We start from the raw sequence: 17,840 nt of genomic DNA on the forward strand, positions 1-17,840 counted from the left end.
ATAAAAGAAGTTAAAATACGTCAAGAAATGTGCGATAAGACTATAATTTTAAATATATTTAAACTCCTGTTTTCCAGATTTTAAGAAGGATAATCGCCCGTAAAATGAATCCTTTTTGTTGACCGCAATCAATCCAAACCAATGAAAACTCCTGTACTTGTATTCAGTTTACTTATTCTTTTAGGCTGCTCAGAAAATAAAACCCAAACCAAGGGCGATGCGGATTTTTTATTGACCCAGGATACGGTGGTCATTGATCCACAAGGCAGCATCATCAACCTGAAATTCGGTCTTACCCAACCCGAGCTTTCCGCCGATGGTAACTACCTGTATCACTATAATTATGGTGAGGCCAGGTTTGATAAGGTCAATCTGACCGATTTGGTATTGGAGGAGACCCTCCAATATGAAAAGGAAGGCCCCGATGGAATGGGAGGATACATAGGCGGCTATGCATTGACTGGCAACGACCAAATAATGGTCTGGTCCAATCGACTCAACGCTTTTTTTGATCAGGAGGGCAAAAAAGTCAGGGACCTAAAGTTGACCAAAATTGCCTCGGAAATAGGGGGTCCGGAAACATTTCCCATACGCTTGATGGAGCATCCCAGTGATCCGAATACGTTTTATGGCCTGTACGGCAAGTGGCTGGACCACCAATTTTTTCTTATCCGGTTTGACCTGGAAACTGAGTCGTATGAAAAAATACCGTTGCCCGAGACCAGGAAGCTCAACGACTACCGGATGGAAATCGAACACGAGGGAAAACCCGCAGGAGGGTTCAGCCCAAAACCTATAGCAAACGCGATCCAGGACAACAAAATCGTAATCACCAACGGTGCATTCAATGAAGCCTATGTGTACGACATCCGGTTGGATTCCCTGTACCTGAAAACCTGGGAAAGCCAGCTTTCACCCAACCAAAATGAATACAAACTCCCAAAAACGGTGGAACTGCTACGGGCGGAAGAACACCGCATGAAATTCAATGAGTCGATTTATTTTTTACCTCCTAAATGGGACCCGGTATCTCAGCGTTACATCCGTCTATCGTTCACAACCCAATTTTCCGAAAACCTGGACGAATACGGAGAAGCAATCGAAACCGGCGCAGAAGTATACCTCACCGTTTTGGACAAGGATTTAACGATGCTCGGTGAGACGTATCTGGAGCAATACCCAAAAAATCCACGCCAACACTTTTTTGCGGATAACAAAATCTGGTTGTATGAAAATATAGATGATGAATTGGGGTTTGTGCGGATTCGTCTAGACTGAAATAACGGATGGTTGTTTTACTTTATAAGGCGAGGAGTCCTACATTTTGTAGACCTCCCTTTTGTGGCTGGTTTTTGGCCATTGCAAATGACCTTTTAACAATTGTGTTTCTCAAGTAGGTTCTTGATAGAGAGGCGTAGTGGATACTACACCCAGAGGGGAAACTTACCTTTCTTCTAACCATGACCCGGCATTAGGCACCCAAATGTGTCGGTTAAGGTGGGAACCGGAAAGCTGAAGGTGCTGAAATATTTCATAAAAGATGTGGCTATTCGTTTTTGAATCTCTCTTTTTTAAGTTGTGTTATTCGCCATTGCTAATGGCCTTTTACCGATTGCATCACTTACATTCGTTCTTGATAGAAGGGGGTAGTGGATCCTACAGCCAGCGGGGTCTCCACTGCCGATCTGGAATTGATCGTATGACCCAATCTCCAGAAGCGCTATTTTTACAACGCATGTAATCAAGGTTCAACCCCATCCGGGGTTGGAGGTATTTCTTTATTTGCTTTTCCGTGGGCTGCACCCACGGTTAGTATTGTTCAGGCCCTACAGGCCTGCCTTTACTGAGTGAATACTTCCCCCAATCAAAAATACCACTCTCCGGTGCCAGATTTCATGGATCAGTAATTTTCTCCAGCTCCATCCATAGTGGAAAAATACTTCTTCCTTCCGTCACATAGTGGGGAATCAGGTCCACTTCCATTTCCGGCAGGTAAACGTTCTCCAAGGTGATTTCATCGGTAGGTACTGCTTCGTACTGCTCCTGAATAATTACCGAATTGGTTTCCAGCACCATTTTTCCCTTGGTTTCCAAGGGTTTGATAAATTTGAAGCGAATGTTATACCTGCCCTCCAGGGTCTTGACCTTCCACATCCCGAACACTTCCTCCTGGGTCCAGATGCCCCGTTCTCCTCCGGCATCATTGCGGTTGAGGTAAACCGGGTTTTCCTGCTCGCTGCCGATGATTACCCGCTGGGGCTGGTTGAGGTGGGGAGATTGCGTCAGATCGGCTATCATCGCATCCATTTCGGATTTCAGTGCTCGCGCAACCGGTTTATTCGCTTCCACGATCGAGTTCAATTCGTAGGGATCTTCCTTCAGATCAAACAGGTCAAACTCCCCCAGCTCCGCATCAAAATCGGTATTACCGACCAACTTATACTTTCCCTTTTGCAGGGCCACGTTGGTGTACAATTCCGGGTACCTGCGGGTCCAGTAAAAGAACAAGGACCGTTCGTCAAAGCCGACCGCATCCCTTCCCTGCAGCAAGGGAACAAAGCTCTTACCGTCAATTTTCCGGTCTGCTGGAAGGGAAGCCCCGCATAGTTCCGCAAGCGTGGGCAACACGTCAATATGGGCCAGGTTAGTGGAAATGTCCCGGTTTCCTTCCAGCCGATCCGGTAAGCGAAGAAAAAACGGTACGCGTACCCCTCCCCGGAATACACTTCCTTTTCTACCGCGCATCCCCCCCACGTAGCGGGCCTGCTGGGGACCGTTGTCGGTCATAAAGATCACGACCGTATTCTCCGCAATATCCAGTTCTTCCAGCTTATTCAGTACCCTCCCCACGTTATCGTCGATATTGGATACCATGGCATAGACTTTTCGGGCAGCTTCTTTGTCCCGTTCGCTCATTTCCGGAAAAGGACGGCCGTCTTCGTCAAATCCGGCCGAGGGATCCAGGTCCTTGTACCGTTCATAATACTTGTCCGGAACCTGCAAGGGTGTGTGGGGAGCATTGAATGAAAGGTAGAGGAAAAACGGCTCCGCTGCCTTTTTTTCGATAAAGGTCAACGCCTCTGTGGTGAAAATATCCGAACAATAGCCCTGAAAGGCTTTTTGCTCCCCGTTGTACCAAAGAACGGGATCGAAATAACTACGGTCTCCCTGAAAATACGTAGTAAAATCTCCCGGTTGCCCCATGCCGCCGGAAAGGTGAATCAGGGATTCTTCAAAACCCTGATCTCCGGGTCGAAAGGGGTAATTGTCACCCAAATGCCATTTTCCAAAAATACCCGTTCGGTAGCCGGTAGACTGGAGCATCTCGGCAAGGGTCAGTTCTTCGGTAGCCATGATGGCGCCGCCGTTATAGGTATCCCGCACGCCGGTGCGCAGAGAATACCGTCCGGTCATCAGACTGGAGCGCGTTGGCGCACAAACCGGTGACACGTAAAAATTGGTCAGGCGCACACTTTCCCTTCCTAGCTTGTCCAAGACGGGTGTTTGAACATGAGGATTGCCATGCAAACCCAGATCGCCATAACCCTGGTCATCTGTGATGATCAAAATCACGTTTGGGCGATCGGGCGCTTGAAATGCCAGCCCCTTGTTCTCGCCAACTAGCACCAATACCAACGCCGCCAGCAATCGGAAGTAAATCGTTTTCCCCTTCATGTACGTACCTTTTTTTATGGATGATCGACGCATTTTCCCGCTTTCTGAAGATTGTGGGCTATTTTTCCAGTTGATTTTCTACCGGTACGACACCCGCCTTGTGTGCTTCCATGACCGCTCTGATCTCGGCGATGATCTCGGGATGTGCTTCGGCTATATTGAAGCGCTCACCCGGGTCTACGTTGACATTGTACAGCAGCGGTGTATCCAATACCGTGGGCGTATTTTCCACAGTTACTTCCGGGCGGGTTACCGGATGTGCCGTAGGATTTCCGTATTCCAGTTGGGTGATAAAATGGGCCTTGTAATCCCCTTTACGGACAGCATAAACTTGTTGCCCCCGGTAATAAAACACCGTCTCCCGACCGCTTTTGCCCGTACCCCGAAGCAACGGACTGAGGTCATAGCCATCGTACACCCGATCATCCGGCAGTTCGGTACCGGACAAGGCACAGAAGGTAGGCAACAAATCCATGGTAGTGGCCATGTCGCGTACCACTCCCGGTTTGATGCCAGCAGGCCACCAGAATACCGTGGGCTCCCGCATCCCGCCTTCAAAGGTGCCACCTTTTGCTCCTCTAAGCAAACCGGCCGTACCGCCATGGGTTCGGAAGGTGTGCCAGGGCCCGTTATCGGAGGTAAAGACCACCAGGGTATTCTCGGCCACACCCGCTTCTTTCAGGGCTTCCAGAATTTGCCCCACGGACCAATCAATCTCTTCGATTACGTCTCCATAAATGCCCGCCAGGGATTCATCCTTGAATTCGGACGATCGGAACAAGGGAATATGGGGCAGGTTATGCGCGAGGTAAATAAAGAACGGCTCCTCTCCGAATTCGTTGATTTTATTCACCGCCTCTTCGGTATACCGGCGGGTGATGGTTCGCTGGTCCGTTGGACGTTCGATTATTTCCTTGTCTCGCAATAAGGGAACATTGTATGCCTGGTAGCGTTCCTGATCGGCCAGGGTAAAGTGATCCGTTTTCTCTACCTTGTCCATATCGTTGGAATAGGGGATGCCAAAATAGCTGTCAAAACCATGATCCGTGGGCAAATGAGGAGATGAATGCCCCAAGTGCCATTTTCCGATAGCTGCGGTACGGTAGCCGTTGCCTTTTAAGGCCCGTGCAATGGTTATTTCCGATTGGGGCAAGCCTCCTTTCGAATCCGGGAACAATACCCGCCGCCGATCGCTGGCCATGCCGGAGCGAATGGGCAGTCTTCCGGTTAGCAAACCGGCCCTACTGGGCGTACAGACCGGAGCCGCCACGTAGAAATTGGTCCACTTTTGCCCTTCAAAAGCCATGCGATCCAGATTGGGGCTGTGGATGGTCGGGTGTCCAAACACCCCCAAATCCCCATAGCCTAAATCATCGGCAAAAATGACGATGATATTGGGAGGTTCGTTTTTAATCGGTTCTGGGTTTGCTTGCAACGTGAATAAGCCGCTAAAAAGACCTAGCGAAAGGGTTAGTGCTTTTACTAAAACTGATTTCATTGAAATTTTATTTTTGTGTTTTATAAGGTGTCGTTTCAATCCGGTCGCTGCCAGGGGACTTTTCCACTTTCCTGGATCTGGAGCCGTAGCAATCGGTGTAATTCCTGGTAGATTTCCGGCTCGTCCTCGATGCGATTCGTTTGTTCCAGGGGATCTTCTTTCAGGTGGTACAGTTCCATACCCTGATAGGGGCTATTCTGCAACAGTTTCCAGTCCCCCAGCCTCAGGGCATGGTAGGCTTTCCCCCCGTAGCGAGTTCCTCCTTCTCTTCGCACAAAGTAAAGTGGGCGATCGGCTTCTTTCATCTCTCTGCCCAGCAATGTTGGTAAAAAACTACGTCCGTCCGTTTTTGGAGGGCTGCTACTATCCACTAGTTCCGCCAGGGTAGGGAGTACATCCATGGTCAGGTTGACCTGCGTGGATACCGATCCGGCTTGTATGTGTCCCGGCCAGGAAATTACCGTTGGAACCTTTAATCCCCCTTCGTACATGCTTTGTTTCCCATCTCGCAAAGGCCCGTTATTGGCCTGGCTGGGCAAATGCCCTCCATTATCGCTGGTAAAAATAATAAGCGTATTGTCATACTGTCCGGTTTCCTTGAGTGCCTGCACCACTTTTCCAATACCATCGTCCATGTGTTCGATAAAGGCCAGCAAGGAGGCCCGGGTATCGGAAAGGCCGGGTTCCCGGCGTTTTACCTTTTCCAGCCATTCCTCCGGGGGCTGTACCGGAAAATGGGGGGCATTGTAGGCCAAATATAGAAAAAAAGGCGCCTCGGCATCCTTCCTTGACTGAATGTAATCGACGGACCATTGGGTAAACAGGTCGGTGGCATGGCCTTCCGCCTCAATGCTGGATTCGTTGAGCCGCATGTAATTTCTTCCGTGCCGGCGGTGGGTCCAATAGTCGTCCATCATGTCTTCCAGCCAGCCGTGAAAGTGATCAAAACCACGCTCATTAGGCAGGTTGGGTGTTTCCAGGCCCAGGTTCCATTTGCCTACATGGGCGGTATGGTAGCCTTTTTCCTGTAGCAGCGCCGGGAGAAGTTTGGCCTTGGGGTCCAGGTATCCCCAGGTATTGTCCGGGATCGAGCGAATCAGTCCCGGCACTCCCACCCGATCGGGATAGCGGCCCGACATCAGGGAAGCTCTGGTAGGAGCGCAGACAGGGGAGTTGGTGTAGAAATTATCCAGCCGCATGCCTTCCGCTCGGAGCGCATCGATGTGGGGCGTTCGGATGTCCTTCGTTCCGTAGTAGGACACGTCGTGATAGCCCTGATCGTCTGTTAAAACAAGAAGAATATTCGGTTTTTCAGGGGGTATGGATTGCCCTGCCAGGTGAATGGAGTAAAAGAACGGCAGTACCAGAAGGAAAATTTTATAACGCATACGGGGGCCGGAAAAGGTCATTTGAGCACAATACGTAAATTACTGAATAATTTTTCAAATTGCCGGCGTACAACCGGTTTTTATGTGAACCGGATGTTTTTTTGATCCCGTAAGAGCCGAAAGCACCATACACAGGTGCCGTAAAAAAGAGGCATGATTGAGTCCTAACGAAGGTGTATTCCCAACAAGTTGTATCCTTCCAAAAAGACTCCAATCCCAGTTGGATAAGTTTTCCTTGGTTCCAAAGGAGAGTGCAAGTGATTTGCTGATCATTAAGGTGTCATGTTGAAATAACACCTCACAATCCTCTGAACTCTCCCGGGTTTGGGCAAATAATGGCAGGGCTGAAAAAAATAAAATATACATAGGAGCTGTTAATTCATTTTCCAATATTTAGGGTGAAAGGATACATTACTTTAAAATGAAAAATAAAACCAAAACGACAAGTCCCATTATGGCCTTTATGCATTCCAAAACCATCAGGAACGTTATTATTTTCTGCTTGGTAGCCCTTAGTATTGGTTGGATAGGGGTCGGGGTGGATCGCTTTCTACCCGATCAGGAAGAAGAAGAAACCCTTGGAATGGCCATTTGGCTGGTCACTCCGTTAATTGTCGTAATTATCCTGAGAACTTTTGCAGGAGAAGGCTGGAAGGATGCAGGCTTAAACTTTAAAAGCAACCTCCGGTGGTATGGACTTGCATTACTTCTGTTCCCTCTTGTTACCACCATTACCTTGACTGCGGGAAAGCTTACAGGATGGATGGATTTTTCAGGTTTTGATGTGAAAGGTTATTTTTGGGTACTATCAGGTCTATTTTTGGTCAATATTATCAAGAATTTTTTTGAGGAGACGGTTTGGAGAGGCTACCTTACCGCCAGGCTCATCCATCTCAGGCTAAATGATCTGACCATTTACCTGATTGCGGGCCTGGTTTGGGGGTTATGGCATGCTCCATATTACTTTCATTTTCTATCGGAGGAAACCATCAATTCGGTTTTTCCTGTAAACCGCTACTTGTTCACTTTCATAGCAGTTATGAACATGCTGGTATGGACAGTGATGTTTACAGAAATTTTCAGAATAACTCAATCCATATGGCCTGTGATCTTGCTTCATGCCATGGAAGATGCCCTGATCAACCATTTGGTCATTGATGGCCATATTCAAATTGCATCCCAAAAGGAAATTTGGGTTTCTCCCATAATCGGCATCCTCCCAGCCGTACTCTATTTATTTATTGGCTTATGGCTAAGGAAACAGCGGTTAAAAATTGCTTCTACCCACCCTCCAAGTGTATAAATCCACCTTTTCTTAAAGCAGGTGCTTAATTACTGAATTTGGCATGCAGGCGTTGTTTCAAATTATTTTTGATCTCCTGATAATCGGGGTGCCCCGCGAGGTTGATGTATTCGTTGGGGTCGGTATGATGGTCATAAAGCTGTATTCCTTTCACCCCCCCCATCCCACTCATTGTACCGCCAGCGTTCCGTCCTTATGGCTCTCCCCATATAGGGTCCTTTTCTCCTAACCTGTGTAAATGCACCATGGTCCCAGGCTTTATCTGGATTTAAATCCTCAAACTTCCCAGCCTTTTCTGTAATCCCTTGCCAGATACTGGTTGGCAGCGTCATGGTTAAGGATTTTCATGTTGCCGGGATCCCACTTCAGAACCTCGTTCGGTTGTCTGATGGCAACGGTACCCAGAATCACCGTTTCAGACATGGGACCGGAAACGGCGAAATCGCTTTCGGTCTTCACCTTCCCCAGGCAGGCATCCACAAAGTGATGGTAATGGTCCCGCTCTTCCAGATCGGGGCTGCCTACTGCTTGAAACTTGTTTTCCGGCAACAATACGGGCATTTTGGTATGGGGAATCAGTAGCGCGCCCTCGGTACCAATCAGCATGGCCGACTCTGCCGGATAGTCTTCCAGGGAATACAAGGCCCGAACGGCTTCGGGGGGATAAAACTCCCCGTCAAACCATTCCACCGTCAATTCATCGGACGCGGTCATGTCGTTGCCGGGAAAAACCCAGGTAATGTGATTGCTCTGTGGCCAGGTATCCGCTCTCCGGGCGGGGGATTGCTCCCAGGATTCCTGCACCCGCGCAGTCACCGAAAGGGGTGCGGTCAATCCCATTCCTTTCCAGACAGCATCCAGAATGTGGCAGCCGATATCCCCGGACCAACCGGTTCCAAAATCCTGCCAGGCCCTCCATTTGGAGGGATGGTAAATTTTGGGTGCATAGGGACGCATGGGGGCTGTTCCGATAAATTGCTCCCAATGCACATGGGGGGGTGGAGTCTCTCCACTTGCCGGTCGGGGGCCTTCAAATCGATAAGCCTCCGTGGCGCCGGGCCGGTTGGAGCAAAGGTACACCTGCTTTATTTTTCCAATATGCCTTTCCTTGATCCATTGCACAGCGGTGCGGTCTCCCTTACCGGAGGCGTGTTGGGTACCCAGCTGACTGACAATGCCTGCTTTTTTGGCGGCTTCGGTGAGTTTTCGAATTTCGGCCACGTCGTGGCACATGGGCTTCTGGCAATACACGTGCTTGCCTGCCTGGATGGCGCGGTAACTGATCGGAAAATGGTTGTGGTCCGGCACGCTTACGTTTATGGAATCGAAATTCCCCATTTCATTAGCAAATAAGGTTCGCCAATCGGTATAGGTTTTTGCCTGCGGCAAGGCCTCCGATGCCCTGGCTAAATGGTTTTCGTCCACGTCACAAATGGCGACGATTTCCACTTCCGGATGGGATTTGAAGCGATTCAGATCGTGCCAGCCCATACCCCCTACACCGATGCAAACATGCCTGAGTTTTTTCTTTCTCGTAAATAAATTGGGGTATTGCGCAAGCAATGGAGGCGTTAATGCTAATAGAGCTGACCGGTTTAAAAATTTTCTTCGGTTGATTTTTGTTAATTTATTCATCGTAAGCGGGATTTCGGGTTTATTATGGAATATAATGTAAACTTCCCGAAAAACCGTAGTTTATCGGGAAGCTTTTACTAATTAAAAACAAGGGGGCCGTTATTAGGGGAATCCCGGGTTTTGAGGTTGTAAATTGGGGTTGTTCTGCATTTCAGGCAGGGGATACGGCATCAATAAATGCATGCTTTGCAAAGCTTGGTTGGAGCTCAGGTTGACATGGCCTACAAAATCGTCGAAACCGTCTGTCAACTCATTGTAAGCTTTTCGCAAGCGCAGCATGTCAAACCAGGTAATCTGCTCGTAGCATAGCTCGTGCCACCTTTCCTTCCACACGGCCTCCCTAAAGGAATCGGCCGTGAACGCTCCCATTGCGGGCGTTTCAAGACCTGCCCTGTCCCGGATCCTTCTGAGACTTTCATGAGCCAATGCATCGGGGCCACTCACTTCATTTTGGGCCTCTGCATACATCAGCAGTACTTCTGCAAACCGGATCAACGGTACGTTGAGGTTATTCGCGCGATTACCGGGCACGCCGGCTGTTCCTAATGCAGCTCGGTTGAAATGTTTGAATATATAAGGAGCACCTAAATCAAACTCCTCGCCGCTTCCGTTTGTATAATAGGTGGTATAGAAGAAGCCTTCCTGATTTACCGCTCTCTTGTCACCCTCTTCATAAGAATTATAGAATTCAATTGTAGGGACGGTACTTCCAGTACCAGAAGGACCTTGGAAGGTTACTGGCTTAAAGTTCGGAAACATGTTGTTCATGGGATTGCCTGCTACGATCACATTGTATTGGAGCATAAACAAGTGTTCCAGCCGGTTGCCATTGGTCTCATCGTGCAGGTCACCATAGGTTGGGAATAAGTTGATTGAGCCTGGATTCGCGTCGGCATAATCGATCACCTCTTTGGCTTTAGCCGCCGCCAGCTGATAATGAGATGCACCCTTGCTTAACGGAAAACCTGCCATGGTCAGATACACTTTCGCCAATTGGGCCTTAACGGCTGCTGAAGAAACACGACCACTGGGATCCATCCAGGGCAAGCCTGCACTTTCGGCGGCTAACAAATCCCCTAAAATTAATTCATAAATTTGTTCCTGGGGAGCAGGTGAGGGTCTAAAATCCTCTGCGCTTGCCGTTTGAGGAACTTTAATCAAGGGAACATTTCCCCAAAGCCGTACCGCATAGAAATACGCCCAAGCTCTAATAAAACGGGCTTCACCCAAAATTTTGGCCTTCTGAGCCTCATCCATGGGCGTGATGGCCGGAACCCGATCCAATACCAGGTTCGCCTGTGCAATCACCTTGTAAAGGCCGTTCCACCAGTTGATGATGTGCCCGGTTCTTCCGTCATAAATCAACCCGTACAGGTTATTCAAATCGGAATTTTGGGCGGTTTCAGTCGTGGAAGTGCCAGTAGGTGCCTCTAGAAGCTGCCAGGTGGAAGAGAAAATTCCCGAACCACCACCATAGAAACGCATGTCTGCATATACCGAAGCAAGTGCCGCTTCCGCATGATCCGGAATCGTGTAAAAGGACTCCGGCGTTAGGTTTGAGGGGTCCTCTTCGCTGAGAAATTCCTCACATCCTGTCGTAAAAATAAGCAGTGCCAATCCTAGAGAAAGATAGGAATGGGACCATTTTTTTATAGTCAATTTCATTGTTGTTTTGATTTAGGTTATTCCAGATCGATTAAAGGGTTACCTGTAGGCCAAGCATGTACGTAGTAGGCTTGGGATAGGCATGCCAGTTCATGCCTTGAGAAAAGACATTGTTGTTATTGCCTCCCCGTATTGGCGCCACTTCCGGATCGCCGATGATTTCACTGCCCGTGAGCAGAAAGAAATTTTGAACCGTACTGTACACCCGCAACCTGCTTAGCTTAATACGGTTAGCAACTTCTATAGGGAAAGTGTATCCGATTAGCACGTTTCTACCCCTTAAGAAAGAAGCATCTTTTACCCAACGGGAGTCTACGTTCGTTACGTAACCGGCACGGGTATCCCGGATCTCAGCCACCATTGTATTTTGGTTGGTAGGTGTCCAGGCATTCAACACGGTGCGGTAGCTGTTTGCCAGTGCTTGTCGATCTTCACTTGGATGCAGGTTCATATCCAGCAGGTCATTGCCGTACATGTATTGTAATTCAAGCGTCAGGTCCCAATTTCTGAACCGCAGGTTGTTGTTAAAGGCTCCCCACATATTGGGGTTACCGTTTCCAATAATCATCCTGTCAGAATCGTTGATGGCTTTGTCGCCATTCACATCAAGGTACTTGACGTCACCCGGAAGGACCGTCAAACCGTTTCTATAACTTACGTATTCCGCAGCCTCACTTCGCTCATCTTCGCTCCAGATTCCCAATCGTACCAATCCCCAAAATGAACCCACAGGTTCACCGACCCGTATGATGTTTGTCGCGTTGGTAAAGTTAGGTCCGCCCACTCCAAAAATATCTGCCGGGGTAGCCAGTGATAACACCTTGTTTCTATTGGCAGAAAGATTGAAGGATGTATTCCAGGTAAAGTCAGCTTTCTCGACATTAACCGTATTAAGCGTAAATTCAATACCCCTATTCTCCATAGAACCTACGTTGCTACGGATAGTGGCATACCCACTGGTTCTCGGTACCGGTGAATCCAGTAGCATATCGGTGGTCTTTCGGTAATAATAATCCATCTCCACGGTAACTCTATTCTGGAACAAGCCCAGTTCCAACCCAATATCACTTTGTGCCGTCTTTTCCCATTTTAAATCGGGATTGGCAAGTCGGTTGATGCCTGTACCTCCGACCTGAGACTCATTGTAGATCGCTGAATAGTTTGAGCTAAGCAAGGCAAGTGAAGAGTAAGGAGGGATTTCCGAGTTACCGGTAAGTCCATAGCTCGCTCGTAGCTTCAAATTAGAAATCGTGCTATTCCCCTTCAGGAAGCCTTCTTCAGATAATCTCCACGCCACAGCGGTAGAAGGGAAAAAGGCATACTTGTTGTTCTCACCGAATTTAGAAGCACCATCCGCTCTTCCGGTAGCCGTAAAGAGGTATTTGCCATCAAGGATGTAATTGACCCGGGCAAAATAAGAGTTCAGTGAATGCCTATTGGCACCGGACCCTACACGAGGCAACTGAGAGCCTGCTCCCAGGTTATTAAACGTGAAAAAATCGGTAGCAAAATTTTGAATGCTGGCACTCATGGAGGTAAACGTATTTTCCTGCCAGGATACTCCCAATAAGCCGGTAAACGCGTGCCTGTCAGCGAAGACTTTGTTATAAGTCAGGTAATTTTCCAATGACCAAAAATTATCTCGCATCATGCTTTTAGAAGCAGTTCCGTTCTGTGCAATGGCGAGCGTTCGGGTACTGGATTGGTTGTTTTCCTGAGTCATGATATTCACTCCCAAAACCGTTCGCATTTCCAATCCCTCGGCAAACTTGATGTTTGTATAGGCGCTACCAAGTGTTGTCTGGGTATTGAGCACATACCTTCGTCCATATAGTCTGTGCATGGAGCTCATGGTGCCTTCGGCAAAGGGATAATCACGGTTATTGGCAAAAACGCCATCATCGTATCGGACAGGCAAGAAGGGGAAATCTTCCACAATTTGGCGGGGAACCGCATCACTGACATCCACCAGGTTTTCTTCCTGGGAGTTATAACTAAGCGTTCCTCCTATGGTCAGCCAGGATTTTACCTTATCTTCAATGGTAAACCGGGTGGAATACCGGGTAAGGTACGATGTCTTCAACAAGCCCTGATCATCCCGGTAACCCAGGGATAAGGAGTAGGTCGTTCTTTCGTTACCTCCGGTAAAACCTAACTGATGATTTTGAGAAATTTTATTCTGTGTCGTTTCCTCCAGCCAATTCGTGTCGTGCAGCGGATTTCCCTGACTGTCAAATACCCGGGGGTCCGTACGCCTGAGGGCAGGATTCAGATACGCCCATCGGCCTGCATTCCATCCTACTGGATCGTATTTTTCCATGTTTCTCCAGGCAAGGTCCTCTACAGCCAGGTATTCTTCTGCATTTAGTACCTCCGGCCTGTTGGGCCCAATGGTATTCACACTCATATCAACGTTATACGTCAAGGTGCCATCACCGGATTTTCCTTTTTTGGTGGTCACCAAAATTACCCCATTTGCGCCTCTGGACCCATAAATCGCAGTAGATGAAGCATCTTTTAATACTTCTACAGACACGATATCATTGGGGTTAATATAATCGATTGGATTACTGGCTTGGGTCATCGTTCCCATGGGCAGCATTACCCCATCCACCACATACAAGGGGTTATTCGAGGAATTGATGGAACTGAAGCCACGAATACGCACGTTGGTTCTTCCTCCTGGACGTCCAGAGTTGGTATTTACCTGTACACCGGCTACCCTGCCAGCCAAGGCTTGATTTAAGGAAGGGGCAGGACGCTCACTTAATTCGGTCTCTCCCACCGATCCGACCGAACCGGTTAGGTCGGACTTTCGCTGGGTACCGTAACCGATCACCACCACTTCTTCCAACGCCGAGGCATCCTGGCTTAGGCGGATGGTCAACTCGGACTGGTTGCTGACTTTGATGGTCTGGGCCTGGTACCCAATAAAGGAAATTACCAGGGTAGATTCCTCCGGTACGGTAATGGAAAATTTTCCATCCAAGTCCGTGACGGTACCTCGGGTGGTTCCCTGTACCGAAACGGTAGCTCCTGGAAGTGCTTCCTCATTTTCGTCCAGCACGGTGCCGGTAATGGTGATATCGACCTCGCTTTCAATCAAGTCGGGGCCTTCAGAGGTGGCAGCTGCAGCCGGAAAAGGCTGAATAAGCAACAGGCAGATCAGTAGGGGAAAAGCCAGAGCAACCCCTGCCCTTTGGAGCAGTGCTAATCCTGCCTTAGGTAATTTATTTTTCATTAGGATATTGGTTTATTAGAAATTGAAATGATCCGGGAAAATCAGCAGTAGGGCGCCGCGCTTTCCCAACGGATGGGGATTGCCAGGCACTACCGCAGAAAATTACCCAGATTTACTCGTGGGAATCGCCACTAACGGCGCTTGGACCGGGACTCGATCCTGGATACCATCGTCTTGTTTGCCAGCATCCCGCTTGGATTGGGGAAGCCATGAAAAAAGAAATACCTAGGTAAAACAAGTATCTCGGATCCGGATTGGGTCAAGATTAGGAACTGTTTTCCAGGTTCATTGGAGGGTTTGGTTTTTGTAAGTAGTTAGTTTTTCTTTCTATTGCCCGTTTATCGTTGGCGAACAGAAAGGGCCCCAACCTGGAAAACCAGCATGGAGGGCAGATTGAAAAGCATGTGATCCCAAAAAGAATTCGTTACTATCCGGTATACCGGCCATTCCCTGAAGCGGAAATCGGACGGACATCCCCATAATGCAGCGGATCCAGTTGACGATTCAAGCCGTATACACCCGCACACAAAAAAAGGAACGGGTACCCATTGGAAATTCGAAAAACAGGGAATTTCCAAAAACAAATGCTTCCCGGATCAAGCAAAAAAGGCCGAAAAATGAATGAAGACACAAGCTGTACGAAAGTAAAGGCTTGCTTTTCGTTCAATTCAGACCATAATGGCACAAACCAAGCGGATTTCGGGTCTTAAGGTTAATAGGCATGGGTTCCACTGCCCGGTAGGCTACTAACACTTCTGGCAACAGTGCTTCGCTGCAAACCTTTCCCACCTAAAAGAATTGATTGATAGGAAAATGGATTACTTTAAAATTTACTTGTGAAATATATAAATTTTTCAAATTATTCCCTAACTATTGTAGATAAAATTAAAATTAATTTTTTGTTAACCATCCGGCAATTAAGCAGCCTATACCGGTCTCACGCCGCAAAAAATTAAGCGGAAAAACAAAGAAGAAGTGGCCTTTTTTTAACCGAAGGAAAACCTGGGAAAAAGGAATGCTTCGCTACCGGATGGCACTTCGACAGCATCGCTTAGGTTTTGGTAAGCGTCTCTTCCAGATTATAAAGGGCGACTATTACCTGCATCAGTGCAGCCGTTCTTTCCGGTGCCGCGGCTTCTTTTTGGGGAGATTCTCCCACTGTCAGCAGATTCTTTGCTTCTTGTGAATTCCCCTTATAATGTTCCGATTCCTCCTGAAAAAAGGCAAGCAGCGCCTCCTTTTCCTCGTCTTTGGGAAACCGGCACAAAACACGGATAAAAGCTTCCTCTATTGCTTCTTCCGGGGAGTTGTGAGTGGTTATCAGGTTTTCAGCCATCACCCTGGAGGCTTCCAAAACCATAGGGTCATTAAGCAAAGCCAGGGCTTGCAAGGGGGTATTGGTTCGGTTGCGGCTTACCTGACAAATGTCCCGGTTGCTGCCGTCAAAGATCAGCAGTGCAGGGGGAGGCAAGGTCAATTTTATAAACGTATAAATCCCTCTTCGGTAGAGTTTGTTTCCTTTATCCTGCCGATAGATGTTTAGCTCGCCCCTTCCGGAACTGGACGCTTCCCAAAGCCCTTCCGGCTGATAGGGCTTTACGCTAGGCCCACCAATCTCCGGAACCAGCAGCCCGCTGCTGGAAAGCATGTAATCGCGAATCAATTCGGCATGAAGGCGCAAGCGGGGATAACGGGCTAAATAGACGTTATTCGGATCCTTTTCCAGATGTTCAGGTTGAATAACAGCCGATTGCCGGTAAGTAGCAGAGGTTACCAAAACTTTGATAAGTCGCTTGATATCCCAACCGTTTTCCCGAAAATCAACGGCCAGCCAATCCAATAGCTCCGGGTGCGTAGGTAATTTCCCCTGCATCCCGAAATCTCCCGCCGAGGGAACCAGCCCCTGACCGAAAATTTCCTGCCAAATCAAGTTGACAAATACCCGGGAGGTAAGCGGATGGTCTGCTGCCAGCGCCCATTGAACCAAGCCCAATCGGTTTGGGGGCAAATCGGAATCAAATGGTTTGATAACAGCAGGTGTAGCGGCAGGCAAGGGATCGCCTGTCGGTGCATCGTACACTCCCCGGTTCAGCACATGCGTGGGCCGGATGGAATCCTGCAAGTCTTTCATAATGGACACCGCTACTTTGGCGGTGTCGGGATGATTGACAAAGGATAAAATCCCACGGGTATCTTCTTCTTCTACCCAAATCAAAGGGGTTTTTGCCCTTACGGGAGAACCTGCTCCGCCTTCGAAACCTTTCTCCGGTGTATTATTAAAAAAAGCATACAGGCTAAAATAGTCCTCCTGGGAAACCGGATCGTATTTGTGATCGTGACACTGGGCGCATTCCATGGTTATCCCAAGCGTTACCTTACTGAAGGTATTCGTTTTGTCAAGCACATACTCTACCCGGTATTCCTCATCAATCACCCCCTCTTCTTCTGTGATTTTATGGTTGCGATTAAAAGCCGTGGCCAGCAATTGTTCTTTCGTTGGCTCCGGAAGCAAATCACCCGCAAATTGCCAGGTCAAAAAGGTGTCGTATGATAAATTTTGGTTGAAGGCATGAATCACCCAATCCCGGTACGGCCACTGGGTCCGGATATTGTCATTTTGATAACCAAATGAATCTGCATATCGGGAAATATCCAGCCAGAGAAGTGCCATTTTTTCTCCGTAAGCTGGCTTTTCCAGGTAATAATCCACCATTTCCTCCCAGGACCGGTCCCCTCCCAAAAAGCTTTTTACCTCATCGGTACTTGGAGGAAGGCCGGTAAGGTCCAGGCTCAGCCGTTTCAACTGGTAGGCCTTTTCTGCCTCCGGGTTGGGTTGCAGTCCCCTGGAACTCATATTATCAAACACAAATTTATCGATAGGATGGGAAGACCATCCCGGGTGATTGTTTTCGGGTGGGGTATGTTTTTTTGGGGGGACAAAGGCCCAATGGGTTTCGTATTCCGCCCCTTGCTGAATCCACTTTCGGATAAGTTGTTTATCCCGCTCAGAAAGTTTCAGGTTGGACTCTGGGGGAGGCATCATCTGATCTGCCTCCTCCGATGTAATCCGGCTAAATACCATGGATTCCCTAAGGCTACCGGGTACAATGGCATGGTTTTCCGGGTTTTCTTTCAAGGCGGCATAGGCCCCTTCTTCCTGGTCCAGCCGCAATCCTGCCTCCCGCTTGTTCGCATCCGGACCATGGCAGGCAAAGCAATTGTCGGATAAGATGGGGCGGATATGGAAATTATAACTGACTTGTTCCGGAATTTTTTCGCTGATTTCTGCTTCTTCACAGGCGTATACCATTACACCGGCAAGCAACGGAAATAAAACACCTGTAAGAAAGTAAGAGCCCTTTTTTAACTGCATGGCAAGGATGAATTCATGATCCGTTTAAATTACAATCTATCCTGCAAATAACCAATTCCATA

At 48.4% G+C, this 17,840-nt stretch carries 11 protein-coding genes; 2 read left to right on the forward strand and 9 right to left on the reverse strand.

Annotation, left to right across the window (positions count from 1 at the left end; genetic code table 11):
* The first annotated feature begins 141 nt into the window (after positions 1 to 141).
* A complete protein-coding gene (locus GJQ68_RS03165) occupies positions 142 to 1,278 on the forward strand; it encodes a DUF4221 family protein (RefSeq protein WP_162415867.1) in 1,137 nt (378 codons plus the stop codon).
* A gap of 615 nt (positions 1,279 to 1,893) precedes the next feature.
* On the opposite strand, the gene GJQ68_RS03170 is transcribed toward GJQ68_RS03165, so the two are convergent.
* Genes GJQ68_RS03170 through GJQ68_RS03185 form a run of 4 tightly spaced genes read right to left on the reverse strand, consistent with a single transcriptional unit; the run spans position 1,894 to position 6,951 of the window.
* The gene (locus GJQ68_RS03170; protein WP_162415868.1) at positions 1,894 to 3,675 is read right to left on the reverse strand and encodes an arylsulfatase; all 1,782 of its coding nucleotides are present in this window, start codon (positions 3,673 to 3,675) and stop codon (positions 1,894 to 1,896) included.
* Positions 3,676 to 3,733: 58 nt separating this feature from the next.
* Positions 3,734 to 5,173, reverse strand: a complete 1,440-nt coding sequence (locus GJQ68_RS03175; RefSeq protein ID WP_162415869.1) for a sulfatase family protein — start codon at positions 5,171 to 5,173, stop codon at positions 3,734 to 3,736.
* A 35-nt stretch (positions 5,174 to 5,208) separates the two neighbouring features.
* Positions 5,209 to 6,561 carry a sulfatase family protein gene (locus GJQ68_RS03180; protein WP_162415870.1) on the reverse strand — a complete coding sequence of 451 codons (1,353 nt, stop codon included), beginning with the start codon at positions 6,559 to 6,561 and terminating at the stop codon, positions 5,209 to 5,211.
* A 54-nt stretch (positions 6,562 to 6,615) separates the two neighbouring features.
* The gene (locus GJQ68_RS03185; RefSeq protein ID WP_162415871.1) at positions 6,616 to 6,951 is read right to left on the reverse strand and encodes a hypothetical protein; all 336 of its coding nucleotides are present in this window, start codon (positions 6,949 to 6,951) and stop codon (positions 6,616 to 6,618) included.
* A gap of 31 nt (positions 6,952 to 6,982) precedes the next feature.
* Between GJQ68_RS03185 and GJQ68_RS03190 the strand changes: the two genes are divergently transcribed.
* Positions 6,983 to 7,864, forward strand: coding sequence for a CPBP family intramembrane glutamic endopeptidase (locus GJQ68_RS03190; RefSeq protein WP_235941024.1), 882 nt, complete (start codon positions 6,983 to 6,985; stop codon positions 7,862 to 7,864).
* A gap of 25 nt (positions 7,865 to 7,889) precedes the next feature.
* Here the strand turns inward: GJQ68_RS03190 and GJQ68_RS03195 are convergent, their stop codons facing one another.
* The 5 genes from GJQ68_RS03195 to GJQ68_RS03215 all read right to left on the reverse strand — a co-directional run bounded on the left by GJQ68_RS03195 (position 7,890) and on the right by GJQ68_RS03215 (position 17,778).
* Entirely contained in the window at positions 7,890 to 8,036 is a 147-nt protein-coding gene (locus GJQ68_RS03195) for a hypothetical protein (protein WP_162415872.1), read from the reverse strand.
* A gap of 104 nt (positions 8,037 to 8,140) precedes the next feature.
* Positions 8,141 to 9,499, reverse strand: coding sequence for a Gfo/Idh/MocA family protein (locus GJQ68_RS03200; RefSeq protein WP_162415873.1), 1,359 nt, complete (start codon positions 9,497 to 9,499; stop codon positions 8,141 to 8,143).
* A gap of 102 nt (positions 9,500 to 9,601) precedes the next feature.
* Positions 9,602 to 11,164, reverse strand: a complete 1,563-nt coding sequence (locus GJQ68_RS03205; protein WP_162415874.1) for a RagB/SusD family nutrient uptake outer membrane protein — start codon at positions 11,162 to 11,164, stop codon at positions 9,602 to 9,604.
* Positions 11,165 to 11,195: 31 nt separating this feature from the next.
* Positions 11,196 to 14,405 (reverse strand): SusC/RagA family TonB-linked outer membrane protein, encoded by a 3,210-nt coding sequence (locus tag GJQ68_RS03210; RefSeq protein ID WP_162415875.1) that lies wholly within the window; start codon positions 14,403 to 14,405, stop codon positions 11,196 to 11,198.
* A gap of 1,051 nt (positions 14,406 to 15,456) precedes the next feature.
* Complete coding sequence (locus tag GJQ68_RS03215; protein ID WP_162415876.1) at positions 15,457 to 17,778, reverse strand: PSD1 and planctomycete cytochrome C domain-containing protein; 2,322 nt, start codon at positions 17,776 to 17,778, stop codon at positions 15,457 to 15,459.
* Between the last annotated feature and the right edge of the window lie 62 nt (positions 17,779 to 17,840).

It is taken from the genome of Cyclobacterium roseum, from assembly GCF_010119225.1.
Lineage (GTDB): Bacteria > Bacteroidota > Bacteroidia > Cytophagales > Cyclobacteriaceae > Cyclobacterium > Cyclobacterium roseum.

Coding starts and splice junctions, on each gene's coding strand:
- GJQ68_RS03195 (WP_162415872.1), bottom strand. CDS start 8,036: ATGAGTGGGATGGGGGGGGTGAAAGGAATACAGCTTTATGACCATCAT.
- GJQ68_RS03205 (WP_162415874.1), bottom strand. CDS start 11,164: ATGAAATTGACTATAAAAAAATGGTCCCATTCCTATCTTTCTCTAGGA.
- GJQ68_RS03170 (WP_162415868.1), bottom strand. CDS start 3,675: ATGAAGGGGAAAACGATTTACTTCCGATTGCTGGCGGCGTTGGTATTG.
- GJQ68_RS03180 (WP_162415870.1), bottom strand. CDS start 6,561: ATGCGTTATAAAATTTTCCTTCTGGTACTGCCGTTCTTTTACTCCATT.
- GJQ68_RS03190 (WP_235941024.1), top strand. CDS start 6,983: ATGAAAAATAAAACCAAAACGACAAGTCCCATTATGGCCTTTATGCAT.
- GJQ68_RS03215 (WP_162415876.1), bottom strand. CDS start 17,778: ATGCAGTTAAAAAAGGGCTCTTACTTTCTTACAGGTGTTTTATTTCCG.
- GJQ68_RS03175 (WP_162415869.1), bottom strand. CDS start 5,173: ATGAAATCAGTTTTAGTAAAAGCACTAACCCTTTCGCTAGGTCTTTTT.
- GJQ68_RS03200 (WP_162415873.1), bottom strand. CDS start 9,499: ATGAATAAATTAACAAAAATCAACCGAAGAAAATTTTTAAACCGGTCA.
- GJQ68_RS03165 (WP_162415867.1), top strand. CDS start 142: ATGAAAACTCCTGTACTTGTATTCAGTTTACTTATTCTTTTAGGCTGC.
- GJQ68_RS03210 (WP_162415875.1), bottom strand. CDS start 14,405: ATGAAAAATAAATTACCTAAGGCAGGATTAGCACTGCTCCAAAGGGCA.